Below are 22,132 nucleotides of genomic sequence, written 5' to 3' on the forward strand. Positions count from 1 at the left end.
CGACGCCCCGTCGCGAGCCGGCCCGACAGCTGCGGCTAGGCGGGTTCCGAGACCAGCCCCAGCTCGGCCACGGACGCGAGCGCCTCGTTGCGCGGGACGACCCGGACCGTGTAGCCGAAGGGCCCGGAGACCCGGAGCGGGACCGCCGCGTCGAAGCGGTGCCGGTTGCCGTCGTACGACTCCCCCACCAGCATCGGCGTGACCGCGGTGGCGGTGAGCTCGTCGTCCGCGCCGATCCGGCCGTGCACGACCTGGACCTCGACGTCGTCGGCCGAGAGCGAGCCGAGCGCCACCCAGGCGCGGACGGCCAGCGTGGCGCCGACCTCGGCCTGGTCGCCGACGCCCTCGGAGTCGATGTGCTCGACCCGGACGCCCGGCCACGCGGCGCGGACCGACTGCTTCCACGCCGACAGCTCGTGCGCGCCGGCGTAGTCGGAGTTGAGCGAGCGCGCGGTGTGCGCCGCCGGGGCGTACAGCTCGCGGACGTAGTCACGTACCTGGCGGGTGGCGAGCACCTTCGGCCCGAGCGACTTCAGGGTGTGGCGCACCATCTCCAGCCAGCGCGGCGGGACACCCTCGTCGTTGAGCTCGTAGAAGCGCGGCACGACGTCGGTCTCGAGCAGGTCGTAGAGCGCGTTGGCCTCGAGGTCGTCGCGGCGGTCGGTGTCGTCGATGCCGTCGGCCGACGGGATCGCCCAGCCGTTGTTGCCGTCGTACCACTCGTCCCACCAGCCGTCGAGGATCGACAGGTTGAGACCGCCGTTGAGCGCGGCCTTCATGCCCGACGTGCCGCACGCCTCGTAGGGGCGCAGCGGGTTGTTGAGCCACACGTCGCAACCGGGGTAGAGCGGCTGCGCCATGGCGATGTCGTAGTTGGGCAGGAACGCGATGCGGTGGCGGATCTCCGGGTCGTCGGCGAAGCGCACCATCTCCTGGATGAGCCGCTTGCCGGTCTCGTCGGCCGGGTGCGCCTTGCCGGCGATGACCAGCTGGATCGGGCGCTCGGGGTCGAGGAGCAGCTTCTTGAGGCGGGCCGGGTCGCGCAGCATCAGGGTGAGCCGCTTGTACGTCGGCACACGACGCGCGAAGCCGATCGTCAGCACGTCGGGGTCGAGGGCGGTGTCGATCCACGTGCGCTCGGCGGGAGCGAAGCCCCGCTTGGCTGCGGAGCGACGCATCCGGTCGCGGGCGTCCTCGATGAAGCGGGTGCGCAGGGTGCGCTTGAGGTCCCAGATCTCGCGGTCGCCGAACTGGTCGACCAGGGGCCACAGCGCGTCGGTGTCGTCGCCTTCGATGTCGGCGCCGCGGCTGGCGGCGAGCTCGATGACCTCGCGGGCGATCCAGCTCGGGCCGTGGACGCCGTTGGTGATCGACGTGATCGGCACCTCGGCCTCGTCGAAGGCCGGCCACAGGCCGTTGAACATCCCACGCGAGACGTGGCCGTGCAGCTGCGAGACACCGTTGGCGCGCTGCGCCAGCCGGAAGCCCATGACGGCCATGTTGAAGACGCCGGCGTCGCCGCCGTCGTAGTCCTCGGCGCCGAGCGACAGCACCCGGTCGACCGGCACGCCCGGGGTCGGCGAGCTGCCACCGAAGTACTGGGACACCAGCTCGCGGGGAAAGCGGTCGATGCCGGCCGGCACGGGCGTGTGCGTGGTGAAGACGGTGCCGGCGCGGGAGACCTCGAGCGCGGTGTCGAAGTCGAGGTGCGGCCCGTCGTCGCTGACGGTGAGCTCGCGGATCCGCTCGATGCCGAGGAAGCCGGCGTGGCCCTCGTTGGCGTGGAAGACCTCCGGGGCCGGTGCGCCGGTGATGCGTGACCACACGCGCAGCGCGCGGACGCCGCCGATGCCGAGCAGGAGCTCCTGGCGCAGCCGGTGCTCGGAGTTGCCGCCGTAGAGGCGGTCGGTGACGTCGCGGTAGTGGGCGCTGTTCTCCTCGATGTCGGTGTCGAGCAGCAGCAGCGGCACCCGGCCGACCTGCGCGACGAGGATGCGCGCCACCAGGTCCGGACCGTCGGGGAGCGCGATCGACACCGTGGCGCGGCTGCCGTCGGCCTCGCGGAGCTGGGTCAGGGGGAGCTCGTCGGGGTCGAGGACGGGGTAGCTCTCCTGCTGCCAGCCGTCGCGGTCCAGCGCCTGCTTGAAGTAGCCGTGGCGGTAGAACAGGCCGACGCCGACCAGCGGGATGCCCAGGTCGGAGGACGCCTTGAGGTGGTCCCCGGCCAGGATGCCGAGACCGCCGGAGTACTGCGGGAGCACGGCGGCGATGCCGAACTCGGAGGAGAAGTAGGCGATGGCGCGCGGCGCGTCGTCACCGGCCTTGCGGGCGTACCAGCGGTCCTCGGTGAGGTAGCGCTGGAGGTCGTCGTGCGCGGCGTCGAGCCGAGCGCGGAAGTCGGCGTCGTCCACGAGGGCGTCGAGCCGCTCGCGACCGACGGCGCCGAGGAACCTGACCGGGTCACCGGCCACGTCGTGCCAGACCTGCGCATCGATGCTGGAGAACACATCCTGCGTCGGCGGGTGCCACGACCAGCGCAGGTTGCCGGCCAGGACGGCCAGGGCTCCCAGCGGCTCGGGGAGGACAGGGCGGACGGTGAATCGTCTGAACGCTCGCACGATCGAGCACGCTAGGGCATTTCTTGGAACGATCCAACCCTCCCCGAGACACTCGTCAGTAACCTTCGCGCCCGTCGCGGCGTTGATGCGGTCATGACCTCGCCCCGTCGCACCTTCGGCCGCACCACCCTCGCGGCCGCATCGCTCCTCGCGATCTCCACCCTCTCCACGATCGCCTCGCCGGCCACCGCCGAGTCCTCCCAGGACCAGCAGACGATCACTCCGGGCGAGACTCCCGCCGACGTCCGCACCTTGGGCGACCCGGTGGCCGGCCCCCGCGACATCGACGAACGCGGCACGGTCCTACCGAGTGACGCCCAGCGCGAGGCCGTACGTGCGTTGGGCGGCGTCGCTGCGCGGTGGAACGACTTCGGCACCCCTGCCTCGATCCTGCCGGCGAGCGGCAGCCTCGGCGTGGCCACCGGTGCACCGGTCGACGCCGCACGTGGGTGGCTGCGCGACCACGCCGACCTGTTCGCGATGTCGGCCTCCGACGTCGACGGCCTGGCCCTGGTCAGCTCGCAGAAGCTGGCCCGGTCCGACGCCCGTGCAGTGCTCTTCCGTCAGGACTTCGACGGGCTCGCCCCCGCCCTCGGCGGCCTGGTGACGGTCGGCGTCGCCGACGGCAAGGTGGCCTACGTCTCCTCGTCCCTCGCCCGCACCACCGGGGTGCTTCCCGCGGCCACCTTGACACCGCTGCAGGGCTGGTTGAAGGCCGCCACCGACCTCTCGGTCGCGCCCGACTCCGCGCAGGTCGCGGCGATCACGACGAGCGTGGGCGGCGGCTGGACGCGACTCGTCGTGCCCGGCTTCGCCCAGGAGCAGCAGGTGCGACTGCGCGCGCTGCCGATGGCCGACGGGTCGGTCCGACCGGTCCTCGAGGCCAATGTCGTCAACGTCGCCGGCGGCGCGTCCCTGGCCTTCACCAGCCTGGTCGACGGCGTCACCGGTGAGGTCCTTGCGCGCCACAACAAGGCCGAGAACTTCGCCTACAACGACGTCTTCACCGGTTCGGTGACGGCGCAGGCGTGTGGCATCAAGCACAGCTTCGAGCTCGAGGACGACCTCACCCGCTCGATCACCGCGGTCGCGACCGGCATCCCCGCCGATGACTTCGTGGTCAAGATCTTCCAGGGCGACACCCTCCTGACCGCAGGCGACACCGCGACCAACCCCGAGGTGGCGACGTACGCCAACGCGAGCATCCCGGGAGGCACCTACTCCGTGCAGGTCTGCCCCTTCGATGCCGCGTCCATCGTCGTCGGCCAGTACGCCCTCGCGGTGACGACCAGCGACACCGCGGCCCCCGGCACCGGTGACCTGACCGGCAACCCGATGTGGCGCTACTTCACCGCCAACCCGACCCTGGACGCCCCCGACGAGACGCCGACCAACTCGGTCGTCGGCTGCTGGCGGCTCCTCGACGCGGCGTGCACCACGCCGCCGGGCGAGCTGCGCAACGTGGCGGCCTTCGGACCGTGGGACACGGTCGGGCCTCTGTCGACCTTCACGACGGTCGGCAACAACGCCAACACTCACGAGGCGTGGGCCAGCCCACTCACCCCGGGTGGTCTGGCACAAGCACCTGTCTCCCCGACGCGTGAGTACTCGCCCGAGTTCGAGGACCGCTGGAACAACAGCCGGTGCGACGTCGCCGAGCTCGTGCCCGGTGGCAACGACATCGAGGCATCCGTCGGCAACCTGTTCGTCGCGCACAACCGGATGCACGACTACTCCTACTACCTCGGCTTTACCGAGGAGAACTACAACCTCCAGCTCGACAACGGCAGCCGCGGCGGCGTCGCCGGCGACCAAGAGATCGGCAACGCCCAGGCAGGCGCGATCTCCGGTGGCAGCCCGACCTTCCAGGGCCGCGACAACGCCAACCAGGTCACGCTGCAGGACGGCACCCCCGGCATCACCAACCAGTATCTCTTCGAGCCGATCGCCGGCGCCTTCTACGCCCCGTGCACCGACGGCGGACTCGACATGGGCATCGTCGGCCACGAGTACACCCACGCCATCAGCAACCGGATGGTCGCCGGCCCGGACGAGGGCCTCACCTCGGAGCAGGGCGGCGCGATGGGCGAGTCGTGGGGCGACCTGGTCGCCGGCGAGTACCAGTTCGCGCACGGCTACAGCAACGGCGGCAACGTCTGGGCCGTCGGCGCCTACGCCACCGGCAACACCGAGACCGCGATCCGTGACTACTCCATCGACGACAACCCGCTCAACTACTCCGACTACGGATTCGACACCACCGGAGCCGAGGTCCACGCCGACGGTGAGATCTGGAACGGCACGATGTGGGAGGTCCGCCAGGCCCTCGTCGAGAAGTACGACGCCCAGTTCCCGTACGCCGACAAGGCCCTCCAGCTCGACTGCGCTGACGCCACCGCGACCACCACGCCGCGCCCGGCAGACGGCTGCCCGGGCAACCGCCGCTGGGTCCAGCTGATGTTCGACTCGTTCCTCCTGCAGCAGGGCGCCACGTCGATGCTCGACGCCCGTGACGCGATGATCGCAGCCGACCAGCTGCGCTTCGGCGGCGCGAACAGGGACGTGATGTGGGCCGCCTTCGCCCGCCGCGGCATGGGTGCCGGTGCATCGACCCTCGACGCCGACAACGACGAGCCCACCCCGAGCTTCGCCACCCCCACCGGGCCGAATTCCGCGATCACCTTCGCCACCACGGGCACCGCCGACATCTACGTCGGTGACTACGAGGCCCGTGTGACGCCGGTGGCCGACACCGATCCCGCGAGTCCCCTCCCAGCCACCGCCTCGTTCTCGCCGGGCACCTACCGGATGGTGGCGGTCTCCCCCGACCGCGGCTTCACCCGCTGGACCATGACGGTCCTGGCGGACAGGGCAGCCCGCGCCGAGACGATCGGCGACGTGGTCAACCTGGCCAGCACCGCTGCCGGTGGCTCGGTGATCGGTGCCACCGACGGCTCGCTCAACCCAGAGGCGCTGATCGACGGCACCGAAGCCACCAACTGGGGTGGCGTGAGCGCCGCCCAGGTGGACGAGTCGCACCCGTCAGTCTCCGTCGACCTCGCCGGCGACGTCAGCACCGTCACGCGGGTACAGGTGAGCGCCTACCTCACCCCGGCCCCCGCCTCAGGGACGGACCTCCCGTTCGCCCAGGAGGACCCGGACTCGGGCTCGCGATTCACGGCGCTGCGCCAGTTCGCCCTCGAGGCGTGCACGGCCGGCTGCGACTCCCCGGACGCGTCATGGACGCGGTTCTACACCTCGCCCGCAGACGCCTTCCCGAGCGAGCTGCCCCGCCCGGTGGCACCGACGCTCACCATGCGGGCGTTCGACGTGCCTGACACCGCTGCTGCCGGCGTACGGCTGGTGACGCTGGAGAACCAGTGCACCGGTCAGGGGGCCTACGCCGGCCAGCAGACCGCGAGCACGACCGTGCTGACCGACTGCAAGGTGGGCTCGGACCGCGGCACGATCGTCCACGCCTCCGAGCTGCAGGTCTTCTCAGCGGACGCGACGCTCCCGGTGCAGCCGACCCCGCCCCGCGCAGGCTCCGGCGGCGCGGGGGGCACCGGCTCGGGCACGGGCTCGGACACGGACACGGGGTCCGGCACGGGGTCCGGCACGGGGTCCGGCAACGACACCACCACGGCCACGCCGACCACGGTGCGCCTGCGGCCGACCGTCTCGCTGAAGGTGCTGCGCAAGTTCCAGACCCGGCGCAACGCTGCCCCGAACCTGGTCATCGGTGTCGAGTCCGAGGGCACCACCCCCGAGGCCGGGCGACTGGTGATCCTCGTCGACGGCAGGAAGTGGAAGACGGTCAGCACCACGGCCGGCGAGCGCACGGTCCTGGTGACCCGCCGTCTCATCCTTGGACGCCACACCGTGCGGGTGCGCTTCCGTCCGGCCGACCGTACGGCCTTCCGGCCCGCCCGGTCCGGCCTCAAGCGGATCGTGGTCACCGGTCGCTGAGTCGCTCCGGAGTCAAAGGGGTGAGACTCAGCCCCACCCGGCTTGCGCCCGTGACCCAACCTTCGCAAGTGTGGGGGCCATGGTTGGACGCATACCCGTGATGGATGTTTCACCCGTCGTCGACCTCGGTCGCCTCTCGGCCAAGGCGACCGTGGGCGAGCCGATGCCGGTCCGCGCGACCGTCTTCAGGGAGGGGCACGACCAGCTCGCGGCCGAGGTGGTGGCCATCGATCCGACGGGCGCACGCCGCGACCCGGTGCGGATGCACCTCGCCGGCGACCAGCCCAACATCTACCTCGCCCACGTCACCCCTGACGTCGAGGGCGAGTGGACCTTCGAGATCCACGCCTGGTCCGACCCCATCGCCACCTGGCAGCACGACGGCGGCATCAAGATCCCCGCCGGCGTCGACGTCGAGCTGATGTTCACCGAGGCGCGGCTGCTGCTCGAGCGGGTCGCTGCGGGCACCGGCACCGACGCGCTGGACGCGCGCGAGGCGGGCGTCGTGAGCGGCGCCACCGCTGCGGCCGGCGACACCGAGCGACCGGTCGGCGCGCGCCTCGCGGCGCTGCAGGACCCCGAGCTCGACGCCGTGCTCCTCGCGCACCCCCTGCGCGAGATGACGTCGGTCAGCGGGCCCTACCGCTTTCGCGCCGACCGCACCCGCGCGCTCTTCGGCAGCTGGTACGAGTTCTTCCCCCGATCGGAGGGCGCCACCCGCGACGAGAAGACCGGCACCGTCACCACCGGAACGTTCCGCACCGCCACGAAGCGGCTCGACCGGGTCGCGGAGATGGGCTTCGACGTCGTCTACCTGCCGCCGATCCACCCGATCGGCGAGGTCAACCGCAAGGGACCCAACAACACCCTGACGCCCGGCCCCGAGGACCCCGGCTCGCCGTGGGCGATCGGCAGCAAGGACGGCGGCCACGACGCCATCCACCCCGAGCTCGGCACCTTCGAGGACTTCGACGCGTTCGTCGCGCGGGCGGGCGAGCTCGGCCTCGAGGTCGCCCTCGACCTCGCGCTCCAGGCGGCGCCCGACCACCCGTGGGTCACCACGCACCCGCAGTTCTTCACCACGCGGGCCGACGGCACCATCGCCTTCGCCGAGAACCCGCCGAAGAAGTACCAGGACATCTACCCGATCAACTTCGACAACGACCCCGCCGGCATCTGCCGCGAGGTGTTGCGCATCGTGAAGCTCTGGATGGCGCACGGCGTAAGGATCTTCCGCGTCGACAACCCCCACACCAAGCCGCTCGCCTTCTGGGAGTGGCTGCTGGCGGAAGTACGTCGTACGGACCCGGACGTGCTGTTCCTCTCCGAGGCGTTCACCAAGCCGGCGATGATGCACGGTCTCGGTGCGGTGGGCTACCACCAGAGCTACACCTACTTCACGTGGCGCACCGGCAAACGCGAGATCGAGGACTACCTCGTCGAGGTCTCGGCCGAGTCCGACCACCTGATGCGGCCGAACTTCTTCGTCAACACCCCGGACATCCTGCACTCCTACCTGCAGTACGGCGGGCCGGCGGCGTTCAAGGTGCGGGCCGCCCTCGCCGCCACCGGATCGCCCAGCTGGGGCGTCTACGCAGGCTACGAGCTCTACGAGCACGTCGCTGTGAAGCCCGGCTCGGAGGAGTACCTCGACTCCGAGAAGTACCAGATCCGGGTCCGGGACTGGGAGAAGGCCGACGCCGAGGGCCACACCCTCGCGCCCTACCTCACCCGGCTCAACGAGATCCGTCGTGCGCACCCGGCCCTGCAGCTGCTGCGCAACGTCTCCATCCACCACAGCGACGACGACCAGGTGCTGGTCTTCAGCAAGCGTGGAGGGGACTCGGGCGAGGACGTCGTGCTGGTGGTCATCAACCTCGACCCCCACGGCACCCGCGAGACCATGATCCACCTCGACATGCCGGCCCTGGGGCTCGACTGGCACGACTCCTTCGTCGCCCACGACGAGATCACGGGTGCCGACTGGAGCTGGAGCCAGCACGACTACGTACGCCTCGATCCCGGCTGGGAACCCGCCCACATCATCAGTGTCAGGAGGACCCGTTGACCGACCACCCCACGTCAGCTCAGATGCCGACGGACGCCGGAGCAGCCACCGCGGTGCTCAACGCCGAACCGGACTGGTTCCGCACGGCAGTCTTCTACGAGGTGCTGGTCCGGTCCTTCCGCGACTCCAACGGTGACGGCACGGGCGACTTCCAGGGCCTGATCGAGAAGCTCGACTACCTCGAGTGGCTCGGCGTCGACTGCCTGTGGGTGCCGCCGTTCTTCACCTCGCCGCTGCGCGACGGAGGCTACGACGTCGCCGACTACAACAACATCCTCCCGGAGTGCGGCACCGTCGAGGACTTCCACGAGTTCCTCGACGCCTGCCACCAGCGCGGCATCCGGGTGATCATCGACTTCGTCATGAACCACACGAGCGACGCCCACCCGTGGTTCCAGGCCAGCCGCAGCGACCCCGAGGGACCGTACGGAGACTTCTACGTCTGGTCCGACACCGACGAGCTCTACCAGGACGCCCGGGTGATCTTCGTCGACACCGAGCCGTCCAACTGGACGTGGGACCCGGTGCGCCAGCAGTACTTCTGGCACCGCTTCTTCCACCACCAGCCCGACCTCAACTTCGACAACCCCAAGGTCCACGACGCGATGCTGGAGGCCATGGCCTTCTGGCTCGACATGGGCCTCGACGGCTTCCGGCTCGACGCGGTCCCCTACCTCTACGAGCGGCCCGGCACCAACGGCGAGAACCTGCCGGAGACGCACGAGTTCCTCAAGAAGTGCCGCACCTTCGTCGACGAGAACTACCCCGGCCGGGTGCTGCTCTGCGAGGCCAACCAGTGGCCTGCCGACGTCGTCGAGTACTTCGGGCCCGAGCAGACCGAGGACGGCCGCTGGATCGGCACGGAGTGCCACATGGCCTTCCACTTCCCGGTCATGCCGCGCATCTTCATGGCCGTGCGCCGCGAGTCGCGCTTCCCGATCTCGGAGATCCTCGAGCAGACCCCCGCCATCCCCGACGGCTGCCAGTGGGGCATCTTCCTGCGCAACCACGACGAGCTCACGCTCGAGATGGTGACCGACGAGGACCGCGACTACATGTGGTCCGAATATGCCCACGACCCGCGGATGAAGGCCAACATCGGCATCCGCCGTCGACTGGCGCCGCTGCTCGACAACGACGTCAACCGGATGGAGCTCTTCACCGCGCTCCTGCTCTCGCTCCCCGGCTCACCCGTCCTCTACTACGGCGACGAGATCGGGATGGGCGACAACATCTGGCTCGGCGACCGCGACGGGGTGCGTACGCCGATGCAGTGGACGCCGGACCGCAACGCGGGCTTCTCCTCCGCCACTCCCGGCAAGCTCCACCTGCCGGCGGTCCAGGACCCGATCTACGGCTACCAGTCGGTCAACGTCGAGGCGCAGCTGGAGAACACCTCCTCGCTGCTGCACTGGACCCGGCGGCTCGTGCACGCCCGCCGCCGGCACCCGGCGTTCGGGCTGGGCGACTTCACCGACCTCGGCGGCTCCAACAGCACCGTGCTGTCGTACGTCCGCGAGCACAATGGGCCGAAGGGCCGCGACGTCATCCTGTGCGTCAACAACCTCTCCCGCTTCCCGCAGCCGGTCGAGCTGGACCTGCGGCACTGGGAGGGGATGGTCCCGGTCGAGCTGCTCGGCGGGGTGCCGTTCCCGGCCATCGGTGAGCTTCCCTACCTGCTGACGCTCGGTGGGTACGGCTTCATGTGGCTGAGGCTCACCGACTCCTCGACGGGGGTGGCGCCGTGAAGCACGACGCCCTGCGCAACCTGATCGCCGAGGCCCGCTGGTTCGGCGGCAAGGGCCGCGACTGGTCGCTCACCGGCGTACGCCGCGTGGGCGAGCTGCCCGACGCACCCGACGGGCTGCGGGTCGCGATCGAGCTGGCCGAGCTCACCTTCGCAAACCCTTCGACGGGCTCAGGACAAGCGGCGGAGACAGAGCTCTACCAGCTCCCGCTGGCCTACTACAGCGAGCCGCAGGACCGGATCGGCCACGCCTGGGTCGGCGAGTGGGACGACGAGGACTTCGGCCGGTCGTTCGTCTACGACGCCCTCCACGACCGCGAGTCGATGGCGCTCTGGCTCGCGGCCTTCGCGACCGCCGGTCTCGACTCTGCTCGACCGACGGACGTCCGCGGCCAGCTCGCCTTCCACCGCGTCCCCGGGCACGACCTGGACCTCGAGGCCCACTCCACCCTGTTCTCCGGGGAGCAGTCCAACTCCTCGGTGGCCTTCGGCGAGGACTCGCTGATGAAGGTCTTCCGCAAGGTGACGCCGGGCGTCAACCCCGACATCGCGATCCACCAGGTCCTCACCGAGGCCGGGTCCTCGCACGTCGCGGCGCTCTACGGCTGGCTGGACCTCGTCGACGACGAGACCAACACCACCATCCAGCTGGCGATGCTCCAGCAGTTCCTGCGCACGGCGAGCGACGGCTGGGACCTGGCCCTGGCCAGCGTCCGCAACCTCTTCGCCGAGGCCGACCTGCACGCCGACGAGGTCGGTGGCGACTTCGCGGGCGAGGCCGCCCGCCTGGGCGTCGCGCTCGCCGAGGTGCACGCCGACCTGGCCGCGCACTTCCCGGTCGAGCAGCGCGACGGTGCCGCCACCGGCGACCTGGCCTCGGCGATGGAGGGACGGCTCGACGCCGCGCTCGACGTCGTGCCCGACCTGGCGCGCTACGAGGCAGGACTGCGGGCCACCTTCGCCCGCCTGCGCGACCTCGACGGGGTCGAGGTCCAGCAGGTCCACGGCGACCTGCACCTGGGCCAGACGCTGCGGACCGTCAAGGGCTGGAAGATCGTCGACTTCGAGGGCGAGCCGGCCAAGCCCCTCGCCGTACGCCTGCAGCCCGACTCGGTGTGGCGCGACGTCGCCGGCATGCTCCGGTCCTTCGACTACGCCCCACGCGTGGTGGGCATGACCGGGGTCGGCTTCGACCTGGGCGCCGAGGCCGAGCAGCGCGACTACCGAGCGTCGGAGTGGGCGGCCCGCAACCGGGCGGCGTTCCTCGATGCCTACGTCTCCCAACGCGGCGCGGACCTGGGCGACGCGGCCCGCGCACTGCTCGACGCCTACCTCGCGGACAAGGTCGTCTACGAGGCGGTCTACGAAGCACGCAACCGCCCCGGGTGGTTGTCCATCCCGCTCGCAGCCCTGGAGGAGTCGACATGAGTGACCCGATCGGTTCAACCGGCACGACCGACCCGTACGCACCCGGTGAGCTCGACCTGCACCTGATCGGCGAGGGCCGCCACGAGGAGCTCTGGACGGTGCTCGGGGCCCAGGTGACGGAGTCCGGCACGTCCTTCCGGGTCTGGGCGCCCAACGCGCAGGAGGTCCAGGTGGCCGGCGAGTGGGCCGGTTGGGACGGCTCCCGCCACCCGATGACCCGCCTCGACGGGTCGGGCGTGTGGCACGTCCACGTCGAGGGCGCCGGCGTTGGCTCCCAGTACAAGTACCGCCTCCGCGGCGCCGACGGCCAGTGGGCCGACCGCGCCGACCCGCTCGCCCAGTACGCCGAGAAGCCGCCGAGCTCAGCCTCGCGGGTCTGGCGCTCAGAGCACCAGTGGGGCGACGACGCCTGGCTGGAGGCGCGACGCACCAGCCACCCGGTCGACGAGGCGATGTCGACCTACGAGGTGCACCTGGCCTCCTGGCGCAAGCACCTCGGCCGCTCCCCCGAGGACAGCCTCTACTCCTGGGACGAGATCGCCGACGCGCTCGTGCCGTACGTCGCCGACCTGGGCTTCACCCACGTGGAGCTCATGCCGGTGATGCAGCACCCGTTCGGCGGGTCCTGGGGCTACCACGTGACGTCCTACTTCGCCCCCGACGCGCGCTTCGGCGACCCCGACGGGCTCAAGCGGCTCATCGACCGGCTGCACCAGGCCGGTGTCGGCGTGATCCTCGACTGGGTCCCCGGCCACTTCGCCACCGACGAGTGGGCGCTCGCCCGCTTCGACGGGACACCGCTCTACGAGGACCCCAACCCGCAGCGCGGATGGCACAAGGAGTGGGGCTCCCACATCTTCAACTTCGGCCGGCACGAGGTCCGCAACTTCCTCTACGCCAACGCCGTCTACTGGCTCGAGGAGTACCACGCCGACGGCCTGCGCGTGGACGGCGTGGCCTCGATGCTCTACCTCGACTACGCCCGCGAGGCCGGCGAGTGGTCGCCCAACATCCACGGCGGCCGGGAGAACCTGGAGGCCGTGCAGTTCCTCCAGGAGATGAACGCCACCGTCTACAAGCGGGTGCCCGGCATCGTCACGATCGCCGAGGAGTCCACCGCGTGGCCGGGCGTCACGGGTCCGACCAGCAACGGCGGACTGGGCTTCGGCTTCAAGTGGAACATGGGGTGGATGCACGACACCCTCGACTACGCCGCCAAGGACCCGCTCTACCGCAGCCACCACCACGGCGAGATGACGTTCTCCCTGGTCTACGCCTTCGCCGAGAACTACGTGCTGCCGATCAGCCACGACGAGGTCGTCCACGGCAAGGGGTCGCTCCTGCGCAAGATGCCGGGCGACCGCTGGCAGCAGCTCGCCAACCTGCGTGCCTACCTCGCCCTGATGTGGGCGCACCCGGGCAAGCAGCTGCTCTTCATGGGCTGCGAGTTCGGCCAGGAGTCGGAGTGGGCGGAGAGCCGCGAGCTCGACTGGTGGCTGCTCGAGCACCCCGAGCACGCCGGCGTGCACGCGATGGTGCGCGACATGAACGCCACCTACAAGGCCAGCGGCGCCCTCTGGGGCCGTGACAACGACCCCGCGGGGTTCGCGTGGATCGACGCCAACGACGCGGGACGCAACACCTTCTCGTTCGTGCGCCGCTCCCCCGGTCACCCCGACCTGGTCTGCGTCGCCAACTTCGCCGGCCACCCGCACGAGGGCTTCCGCCTCGGCCTCCCGTCAGCCGGCACCTGGACCGAGGTGCTCAACACCGACGCCGAGGCCTACGCAGGCTCCGGCGTGGGCAACCTGGGCTCGATCACGGCCACCGCGGGTGACCACCAGGGGCAGCCGGCGTACGCCGACATCGTGGTGCCGCCGCTGGCCACGCTGTGGTTCCGCAAGGACGTCTAGCAGGAGAACCCGGGGGACGGCGTCAGCATCCCCCGGGTCCATCTGCGCGGCTCACATGAGGTGGATGACCCTGACCATGCCCATGAACGCGTGCGGCATGCCCTTCATGTTCGGGTCCGGGAAGAAGCAGATGACCGCGTAGTGCCCCGGGGGAAGGTCGTAGTCGACCGTCATGCTGTGGCCAGGGCTGAGCGTCCCGGTGAGCAACCCCGCTTCCAGGAACGGCGGAGGAGGACCGTTCTCCCCCGCCAACAGCGCATCGATGACCTGGTCCGCCGTCGTCCCGACCTCGACCTGCTGGAGCTGGACGAAGTGGGGCACCCCGGAATCCCGCTTGTTCTTGAACAGGAACCTCCCCTCGGCGGGAAGCATCGAGGAGCCGCCCCACGACAGACCCTTCTTGGCGAGGATCTTGCCGTCGACGCTCGGAGCACTGGACTTCCGCGGCGGTCCGCTGACCCGGAACGGTTGCCCGACGACGGCACCGCGCTCACCGATGGTGAACGGGGTGTAGGACCCGGCGGTCGGCAGCACGATGGTTCCGGTGCCGCCGGTCATGCCTCCATGGATCGTGGCGTTGGCGAGTGCGCGCTTGAGAGCCTTGACGTTGCACTTCTCGCCGCACTTGTTGACGTCCGAGACGAAGTCGTCGGCGGTGTAGCCGGGGTCGAAGGACACGAACTCGACGGTGCCCGGACCCTTCACCGTGAGGTGGACGCGACCGGCCCGGAGGCCGGCGGTGCCACGCACGACGATCCCCTGCTTGGTCACCTTGGCCGTGATGTGCGGCATCGCCGCGCTGGATGTCGCCGCGGACGAGGCACCGGCCACGGTCGGCGACGACAGGAGGGGAGTACAGGCGAGCACCGTGGCACCCACGACCGCGACGACCCCTTTCATTTTCTTCACCATCTGCATGAGTGGACCAACCCTTCTTGGTGGGCTGTGCCGACACTCGTCGGCACAACAGTCCAGTAAAGGCACGGTTGACTGTCGACGTCATCGGCAATAGCACTGAGGTCCAGACCACCGCGAAATAGGAGGTGCCGACCTCCCGACAGAGGAGCAGACTCGGTCGGATGCGGGGGTCGAGGAGCCGGACCGCGGCCGGTGTGGCCGCGGTCCTGCTCAGCGCCTCGGCCCTGGTGGCGTACGTCGTGGGGCCGGCGCCCGAGGCCACTCGGGCGTACGCCGAACCGGTCCGCAACGCCACGATCGTGATCGAGGAGGGCGGCGCCCGGAAGGGCTATGCCACGCCGGACGTCAGCGTCTCCGGGGGCGGCGGCATCACCGGGGGCGTCGTCACGGTCGTCAACCTGGACTCGATGGACCACACCGTCACCTCGGTGGCGACGGGTGCCGACGGGTTGCCGGTCTTCGACGTCCGGATCGCGGCGGGGACGTCGGCGACCGTCCCTGGCGTGGACACGCTGGCCGCCGGCGAGTGGGCGTTCTACTGCAAGTTCCACCCCGGCATGCGGGGCGTCCTGACCGTCGAGGGCGCCGGCGGCGGCGTGGCACCCGAGCGCCCGACCTTCGACCAGCCGCTCGTGGTCCCGCCGACGCGTCGCGGGGCCGAGATCCGGCTGGTCATGCGACGCGCCCTGGTGCGCACGCTGCCCGACGGGCCACGCACCTCGATGTGGACCTACGACGGCACGTACCCGGGTCCGACGATCCGCCGGCGCGGAGGCCGCGGGACCCGGGTCACCATCGTCAACCGACTCCCCCGCGAGGCGGGGTCGATGTCCACGCACCTGCACGGCGACCACCACGCCTCGCAGCACGACGGCCAGCCCACGACGTACCTCATCCGCCCGGGCGCGAGCCGCACCTACGACTACCCGCTGACCGTCGACGGCCGCGCGGAGCCGGGCTCGTTCTTCTGGTACCACGACCACCGGATGGACCGGACCGCCCGCAACAACTGGCGCGGGCTGCAGGGGATGTTCATCGTCACCGACCCGCCGCTGTCCGGCGTCCGGCTGCCGACCGGCGACCGGGACGTCCCGCTGATGATCTCGGAGCGCTCCTTCCGCGCCGACAACCAGCTGACCGACCCCTTCGCCGACGGCCCCGAGATGGTCGGCCACCACGGCCAGATGGCATGGGTCGGTCCGCAGGCACCACCCGACGACGCGACGGTGGGCGACACCGTGCTGGTCAACGGCCGCTACGCGCCCTACCTCGACGTCACTGCCACGCGCCACCGCCTGAGGCTGCTCAACTCCTCGCCGTTCTCCAGCTACAACCTGACGTTCTCCGACGGTCGCCCGTTCCTCCAGGTCGGCACCGGCAGCGGGCTGCTCCCGAAGGCGGTGGTGCGCACCAGCGTGCTCCTCGGACCGGGCCAGCGCGCCGACGTCGTCGTCGACTTCGGCGGCGCCACCGGCCAGCGGGTGGTGCTCGAGTCCGTTCCCGCGAAGCCGGGGACCACCGGCGACGACGCCCGCGAGACCGCTGTCATGGAGTTCCGGGTCGGGGACCGCGCGCGCGACCCCTCGCGGCTGCCGTCGCGGTTGCCCTCACCCGCCCTGGTCTCCCCGGTCCCGTCGAAGGTGTCGAAGACGTGGACCTTCGGGCTCCACGACGAGGAGCACCACGGCAGTTTCTGGTCCATCAACGGCAAGGCCTTCGACCCCGGGCGGGTGGACCACCGGGCCCGGCTCGGGACCGTGGAGCGGTGGCGCTTCCGCAACACCAGCGACGTGACGCACTACGTCCACATCCACGCCGAGCAGTGGCGCACCCTCCTGCGCGACGGCCAGGCTCCCCCACCGTGGGAGCGCGGCCTCGAGGACACGTGGCGCCTCGAGCCCGGAGAGGAGGTGGAGGTGGCGGCCCGGTTCACCGACTACACCGGGCCGTTCATGATCCACTGCCACATGCTCGACCACGAGGACCACGGGATGATGGCCCGCTTCGACGTCGTCCCCTGACGACACCGTGCAGGCAGTTCGCCACCTGCACGGCGAGGCTGAGCGTGGCGGGGCGTCCGCACGGCCGCAACTGCCTTCATGGTGTCGTTGTCGGACTGGCTAGGGTGGCAACGTGCCCGATGACCAGCCCACGCTGAACGACGGGACCGTCACGTTGCGCCCTTGGCGCGACGACGACGTCGCCGAGGCAGTGGCCGGCCACGACTCCGAGATGGCGACCTGGTTCGGGTGGGACCCGGACCAGGTGAGCGCCGAACGGCATCTCGCCGCGATCGAGCAGTGGCGCAGCCGCTGGGCGACGGGCGAGCAGGCGTCCTTCGTGGTCGAGCACGACGGTGAGCTCGTCGGGAGCGTCGAGCTCACCCGCGAGGGGACGTCAGGGGCGAGCCTGAGCTGGACGTCGTACGCCGGACACCGTCGCCGCGGTTTCGCGACGCGAGCGGTCCGGGTGCTGATCGACTGGGCGTTGACCGACGCTTCCCAGGGCGGGTTAGGCCTGCAGCGGGTCGAGGCACGCGTCGACCCCGACAACACCCGCTCCCTCAGCGTGGCCACGCGAGCGGGCATGCACCGAGAGGGCGTCCAGCGTGTCGTGCCGGGGATGGGCGATCGACCCGAGACCACCGGCTACGTCGTGTTCTCGCGGCTCGTGACCGACAAGCCGCTGACGGAGCCCGGCGGCTTCCGCTCCCTCCTCAACTCCTTCCTGCCCCGCAAGCGGGCGATCTCCCAGATGCTCGTGCGCGACCCCGAGGGCCGGGTGCTGCTGTGCCAGCTGACCTACAAGCGCGACTGGGACCTGCCCGGTGGCGTCGTCGAGGTCGGCGAGTCCCCGCGGGTCGCCGTGCAGCGCGAGGTCGAGGAGGAGCTGGGCCTGGCCATCGAGCCGGGCGAGCTGCTCCTGACCGACTGGCTCCCGCCGTGGGGCGGCTGGGACGACGCCGTGTGCCTGGTCTTCGACGGCGGGACGCGTCGCGCCGACACCCTCGACGAGATCGTGAAGCAGGAGCGGGAGATCCGCGACGTCCGGTTCTGCACGCTCGAGGAGGTCGACGAGCTGGCGGCAGACTTCACCGCACGCCGGGTGCGCGCCGCGGTCGGCGGTCAGCAGCCATATACGGAGTCCGGCCGCTGAGGCAGGATGCCTCCATGGCTTGGGTCTACGAATTCTCACAGGGCAACAAGGACCAGAAGGACCTTCTCGGCGGCAAGGGGGCCAACCTCGCCGAGATGACGACCCTCGGTCTCCCGGTGCCGCCGGGCTTCACGATCTCCACCGAGACGTGTCGGGCCTACCTCGCCGAGGGTGGTGAGCCCGAGGGCCTGGCCGAGGAGGTCAGCGCCCACCTCGCGAGCCTCGAGGAGGCGATGGACAAGCGCCTCGGCGACGCCGACGACCCGCTGCTCGTCTCCGTGCGCTCCGGCGCCAAGTTCTCGATGCCCGGGATGATGGAGACGGTCCTCAACGTCGGTCTCAACGACACCTCGGTCGGCGGGCTGGCGGCACGCAGCGAGGACGAGCGCTTCGCCCTCGACTCCTACCGTCGCCTGCTGCAGATGTTCGGCGGCACCGTCCTCGACGTCGACTCCGAGCTCTTCTCCGAGGCGCTCGACGAGGCCAAGCGGGCCAGGGGCAGCGAGTCCGACCTCGACCTCGACGCCGACGACCTGCGCGCCCTGGTCGAGACCTTCAAGGCGATCATCAAGGAGCAGACCGGGCGCGACTTCCCGCAGGAGCCTCGCGAGCAGCTCGACCTCGCCATCCGGGCGGTCTTCGACTCCTGGAACACCGACCGTGCCCGGCTCTACCGCCGTCAGGAGCGCATCCCGGAGGACCTCGGCACCGCGGTCAACGTCCAGGCGATGGTCTTCGGCAACTTCGGCATGGACTCCGGCTCCGGCGTGGCCTTCACCCGCGACCCCGCGAGCGGCGAGCAGGGCGTCTACGGCGACTACCTCCAGAACGCCCAGGGCGAGGACGTCGTCGCCGGCATCCGCAACACCGTCTCGCTCGCCGACATGTCCGACATCGACAAGACGTCCTACGACGACCTGATGGGCATCATGACCCGCCTGGAGCGGCACTACCGCGACATGTGCGACATCGAGTTCACCGTCGAGCGCGGCAAGCTCTGGATGCTCCAGACCCGGGTCGGCAAGCGCACGCCGGAGGCCGCGTTCCGGATCGCCGTCCACATGGTCGACGAGGGCCTGATCCAGATGGACGAGGCAGTCCTGCGGGTCACCGGCGACCAGCTCGCGCTGCTGATGTTCCCCCGCTTCGACGACTCCGCCGAGCGCACCCTGCTCGCCAAGGGGATGAACGCCTCCCCCGGTGCGGCGGTCGGCAAGGCGGTGTTCGACTCCGACACCGCGGTCGAGTGGGCCGCTCGGGGCGACGACGTGATCCTGGTCCGCAAGGAGACCAACCCCGACGACCTCCGCGGCATGGTCGCGGCGCGCGGCATCCTCACCAGCCGGGGCGGCAAGACCTCGCACGCCGCCGTCGTCGCGCGCGGCATGGGACGTACGTGCGTGTGCGGCGCCGAGTCGCTCGACGTCGATGCGCGCGCCAAGGAGTTCCGGGTCCGCGACGGGGTGACGGTGAGCGAGGGCGACGTCATCTCCATCGACGGCAGCACCGGTGAGGTCTTCGCCGGCGCCGTGCCGGTGTCGGACTCGGTCGTCGTGCGCCACTTCGAGGGCGAGAAGCTCGACGACGACCTCGCCCACGCGGTCGCCCGCATCATGGCCCACGCCGACGGCGCGCGGCGCCTGCGCGTGCGCACCAACGCCGACACCCCGGAGGACGCCGCCCGGGCCCGCCGCTTCGGCGCCCAGGGCATCGGCCTGTGCCGCACCGAGCACATGTTCCTCGGCGAGCGCCGGGAGCTGGTCGAGAAGCTCATCGTCGCCGAGGACGCGGCCGGGGTGGAGGAGGCCCTCGCGGCGCTGCTGCCGCTCCAGCGCGAGGACTTCACCGGGATCCTGGAGGCCATGGACGGCCTGCCGGTGACGATCCGGCTGCTCGATCCGCCGCTGCACGAGTTCCTGCCCGACCTCACCGAGCTGAGCGTCGAGGTGGCCCTCGCCGAGGAGCGCGGCGAGGTCGACGAGCGGGCCGCGACGCTGCTCACGCACGTACGCCGGCTCCACGAGCAGAACCCGATGCTCGGCCTGCGCGGGGTGCGCCTCGGCATCCAGATCCCCGGTCTGTTCCTCATGCAGGCCAGGGCCATGGCGGAGGCGGCGGCCGACCGGTTGGCCGCCCACGGGACCCCCCGACCCGAGATCATGGTGCCGCTGGTCGCGAGCGTCCGGGAGCTGGAGATCGTCCGCACCGCCATCGAGCGGGTGATCGCCGAGGTCGAGGAGGCCCGCGGCGTGACGCTCGACATCGCGATCGGCACGATGATCGAGCTGCCGCGCGCGGCGTTCCTCGCCGACCGGATCGCCAAGGCCGCGGACTTCTTCTCCTTCGGCACCAACGACCTGACCCAGATGGCGTGGGGCTTCTCCCGCGACGACGTGGAGTCCTCGTTCTTCTCCCGCTACTTCGAGCACGGGATCTTCGACGTCTCACCGTTCGAGTCGCTCGACCAGCGCGGCGTCGGCGGGATGGTCGAGATGGGTACGACGAAGGGACGCGAGACCAAGCCCGACCTCAAGGTCGGCGTGTGCGGGGAGCACGGCGGCGACCCGCTGTCGGTGCACTTCTTCGACCGGGTCGGGCTCACCTACGTCTCGTGCTCACCGTTCCGCGTGCCCGTCGCGCGGCTGGAGGCCGGACGGTCGGTGCTGGAGCAGCGCTGACCAAAGGGGCTGATCAAGAGGGGCTGACCAGAGGGGACCTCAGAACAGCGCTGACGCCAGGTTGCGGCGCCCCGCCAGCACGCGCGGGTCGTCGTTGCCGACGGCTGCGAAGAGGCCGAGCAGGTGGTCGCGCGCCTTCGCCTTGTCGGGGTCGACCGTGCGGGCCACGAGGTTCACCAGCCGGGTGAACGCGTCCTCGACATGACCGCCGAGCATGTCGAGGTCGGCGACCATCGTCTGCGCGTCGACGTCGTCGGGGTTCTCGGCCGCGGCGGCCCGCGCCTGGGCGAGGTCGACGCCCTGGGTGCGCTGCATGACCTTGGCGATCGCGAGCCCCCCGGCGGCCTCGACGTCGGCGGGGTTGGAGTCGACGAGCTTCTGGTACTCCGCGACCGCGGCGTCCACGTCACCGGCGGCGAGGGCGTCCTGTGCCGGCGCGTAGCGCGGGTCGACGACCTCCTCCTCGCCCTCCGCCACCGCAGCAGCGCTGGAGCGCGGCTGGTGGCGGCCGGTGATGCCCTGGGCGGTGAGCTGCTGGCCGACCTGGGTGAGCGCGGTGCGCAGCTCCTCGATCGGCAGCGGGTCCTGGATCAGCGGCATCGGCCGGCCGTCCACCACGGCCACGACGAGCGGGATCGACGGGATCTGCATGGCCTGGGCGATCTGCGGCACCGCGTCGATGTCGACGAGGCCCAGCAGGAAGCGACCGTCGTGCTCGCCCACCACCGTCTCGAGGTCGTCGGCGAGCTGGCCGCTCTCGGGCATCCGGGTGCGGGAGTAGAACGCCAGCAGCACGGGCGCCGTCATCGACTGCTCGAGCATGTCCTGGAAGTTCTGCTCGTCGACGACCACGGTGTACGACGAACCGCCACCCGCGGGCGCGGTGGGCTGCGGCGGAGCCGCGGGCTTCCCCAGCCCGGAGAGGTCGATGGCACCTGGGCGGCTGAACGGCTGCTGCGTCATGGCTCAATCCTAGGGAGACCGGTCACGCGAGGTGTCGGGGGTCGGTAGCCTCGGCGCATGCCATCCCGGGGAAGCGCTCTCCTGACGCGCCACCGGCGCAACTTCGGGCTCCTGTTCCGCTTCGTGCTGGTCGGTGCCTCGGGCGTGCTGGTCAACCTGCTCACGCTCGTCGTGCTGCGCAAGCTGGGCCCCCACTTCGACGACGCGGTGATCGGCCTGGGCACCTCCGACTTCAACGTCCGCTGGTACCACGTCTACTCCACGATCGCGTTCTTCGTCGCCAACCTGTCCAACTTCCAGCTCAACCGCACCTGGACCTTCCGGAGCACCCGGGCCTCGCGCTGGTGGACCGAGTACTGGCCGTTCCTCGTGGTCGGCCTCGGCGGCCAGGTGGTGGGTCTGGCCCTGCTGACCCTGCTGATGCACCCGGGCTCCCCGGTGGGCCTGCCGACGAGCGTCTTCGACGACTCGACCGGGCTGCGCACCCGGCTCTACTGGGCCCAGCTGGTCGTGATCGTGCTGGTCACGCCCCTGTCCTTCGTGCTCAACAAGCTCTGGACCTTCGCCGCCGTGCGGACCGGTCACCCCGACCTCGCCGACCCCCTGCGCGAGGACGAGGTGCTGGCCGAGGACGAGGTGGTCTGAGGCTCCCGTGGCGTGGTAGAACAAGCCCG

12 protein-coding genes are annotated in these 22,132 nt (G+C 70.7%); 9 read left to right on the top strand and 3 right to left on the bottom strand.

What is annotated here, in order from left to right; translation table 11 throughout:
• Positions 1-35: 35 nt before the first annotated feature.
• Positions 36-2,618: an alpha-glucan family phosphorylase gene (glgP, locus tag BM127_RS08365; protein ID WP_091197263.1), complete on the bottom strand. Its 2,583-nt coding sequence runs from the start codon at positions 2,616-2,618 to the stop codon at positions 36-38.
• Positions 2,619-2,711: 93 nt separating this feature from the next.
• Here glgP and BM127_RS08370 point away from each other — a divergent pair, with 93 nt between their 5' ends.
• The 5 genes from BM127_RS08370 to glgB all read left to right on the top strand — a co-directional run bounded on the left by BM127_RS08370 (position 2,712) and on the right by glgB (position 13,743).
• Positions 2,712-6,587: a M36 family metallopeptidase gene (locus tag BM127_RS08370; protein ID WP_091197266.1), complete on the top strand. Its 3,876-nt coding sequence runs from the start codon at positions 2,712-2,714 to the stop codon at positions 6,585-6,587.
• Positions 6,588-6,666: 79 nt separating this feature from the next.
• Entirely contained in the window at positions 6,667-8,655 is a 1,989-nt protein-coding gene (locus BM127_RS08375; protein ID WP_091197268.1) for an alpha-1,4-glucan--maltose-1-phosphate maltosyltransferase, read from the top strand.
• A gap of 23 nt (positions 8,656-8,678) precedes the next feature.
• A complete protein-coding gene (gene treS / locus BM127_RS08380; protein ID WP_091197270.1) occupies positions 8,679-10,403 on the top strand; it encodes a maltose alpha-D-glucosyltransferase in 1,725 nt (574 codons plus the stop codon).
• Positions 10,400-11,830: a maltokinase N-terminal cap-like domain-containing protein gene (locus tag BM127_RS08385; protein WP_101228838.1), complete on the top strand. Its 1,431-nt coding sequence runs from the start codon at positions 10,400-10,402 to the stop codon at positions 11,828-11,830. The genes treS and BM127_RS08385 overlap by 4 nt, the downstream gene beginning before the upstream one ends.
• Positions 11,827-13,743, top strand: coding sequence for a 1,4-alpha-glucan branching protein GlgB (glgB, locus tag BM127_RS08390; protein WP_091197276.1), 1,917 nt, complete (start codon positions 11,827-11,829; stop codon positions 13,741-13,743). Before BM127_RS08385 ends, glgB begins: the two co-directional genes overlap by 4 nt.
• Before the next feature lie 51 nt (positions 13,744-13,794).
• On the opposite strand, the gene BM127_RS08395 is transcribed toward glgB, so the two are convergent.
• The gene (locus BM127_RS08395; RefSeq protein WP_139227693.1) at positions 13,795-14,655 is read right to left on the bottom strand and encodes a hypothetical protein; all 861 of its coding nucleotides are present in this window, start codon (positions 14,653-14,655) and stop codon (positions 13,795-13,797) included.
• A 167-nt stretch (positions 14,656-14,822) separates the two neighbouring features.
• Between BM127_RS08395 and BM127_RS08400 the strand changes: the two genes are divergently transcribed.
• The 3 genes from BM127_RS08400 to ppdK all read left to right on the top strand — a co-directional run bounded on the left by BM127_RS08400 (position 14,823) and on the right by ppdK (position 20,495).
• On the top strand, positions 14,823-16,682 hold the full coding sequence (locus BM127_RS08400; protein ID WP_091197281.1) for a multicopper oxidase domain-containing protein: 1,860 nt from the start codon (positions 14,823-14,825) through the stop codon (positions 16,680-16,682).
• A 112-nt stretch (positions 16,683-16,794) separates the two neighbouring features.
• Complete coding sequence (locus BM127_RS08405) at positions 16,795-17,817, top strand: NUDIX hydrolase (protein WP_091197284.1); 1,023 nt, start codon at positions 16,795-16,797, stop codon at positions 17,815-17,817.
• Positions 17,818-17,831: 14 nt separating this feature from the next.
• Positions 17,832-20,495: a pyruvate, phosphate dikinase gene (gene ppdK / locus BM127_RS08410; protein ID WP_091197286.1), complete on the top strand. Its 2,664-nt coding sequence runs from the start codon at positions 17,832-17,834 to the stop codon at positions 20,493-20,495.
• Positions 20,496-20,534: 39 nt separating this feature from the next.
• On the opposite strand, the gene BM127_RS08415 is transcribed toward ppdK, so the two are convergent.
• Positions 20,535-21,458 carry a tetratricopeptide repeat protein gene (locus BM127_RS08415; RefSeq protein ID WP_091197289.1) on the bottom strand — a complete coding sequence of 308 codons (924 nt, stop codon included), beginning with the start codon at positions 21,456-21,458 and terminating at the stop codon, positions 20,535-20,537.
• Between the two features lie 57 nt (positions 21,459-21,515).
• Here BM127_RS08415 and BM127_RS08420 point away from each other — a divergent pair, with 57 nt between their 5' ends.
• Positions 21,516-22,103: a GtrA family protein gene (locus BM127_RS08420; protein WP_091197292.1), complete on the top strand. Its 588-nt coding sequence runs from the start codon at positions 21,516-21,518 to the stop codon at positions 22,101-22,103.
• Positions 22,104-22,132: the final 29 nt, after the last annotated feature.

The organism is Nocardioides alpinus (genome assembly GCF_900112035.1).
Classification (GTDB): Bacteria; Actinomycetota; Actinomycetes; order Propionibacteriales; family Nocardioidaceae; genus Nocardioides; species Nocardioides alpinus.

Coding starts and splice junctions, on each gene's coding strand:
- BM127_RS08370 (WP_091197266.1), top strand. CDS start 2,712: ATGACCTCGCCCCGTCGCACCTTCGGCCGCACCACCCTCGCGGCCGCA.
- BM127_RS08375 (WP_091197268.1), top strand. CDS start 6,667: ATGGTTGGACGCATACCCGTGATGGATGTTTCACCCGTCGTCGACCTC.
- treS (WP_091197270.1), top strand. CDS start 8,679: ATGCCGACGGACGCCGGAGCAGCCACCGCGGTGCTCAACGCCGAACCG.
- glgB (WP_091197276.1), top strand. CDS start 11,827: ATGAGTGACCCGATCGGTTCAACCGGCACGACCGACCCGTACGCACCC.
- BM127_RS08395 (WP_139227693.1), bottom strand. CDS start 14,655: ATGGTGAAGAAAATGAAAGGGGTCGTCGCGGTCGTGGGTGCCACGGTG.
- BM127_RS08400 (WP_091197281.1), top strand. CDS start 14,823: ATGCGGGGGTCGAGGAGCCGGACCGCGGCCGGTGTGGCCGCGGTCCTG.
- ppdK (WP_091197286.1), top strand. CDS start 17,832: ATGGCTTGGGTCTACGAATTCTCACAGGGCAACAAGGACCAGAAGGAC.
- BM127_RS08415 (WP_091197289.1), bottom strand. CDS start 21,458: ATGACGCAGCAGCCGTTCAGCCGCCCAGGTGCCATCGACCTCTCCGGG.
- BM127_RS08420 (WP_091197292.1), top strand. CDS start 21,516: ATGCCATCCCGGGGAAGCGCTCTCCTGACGCGCCACCGGCGCAACTTC.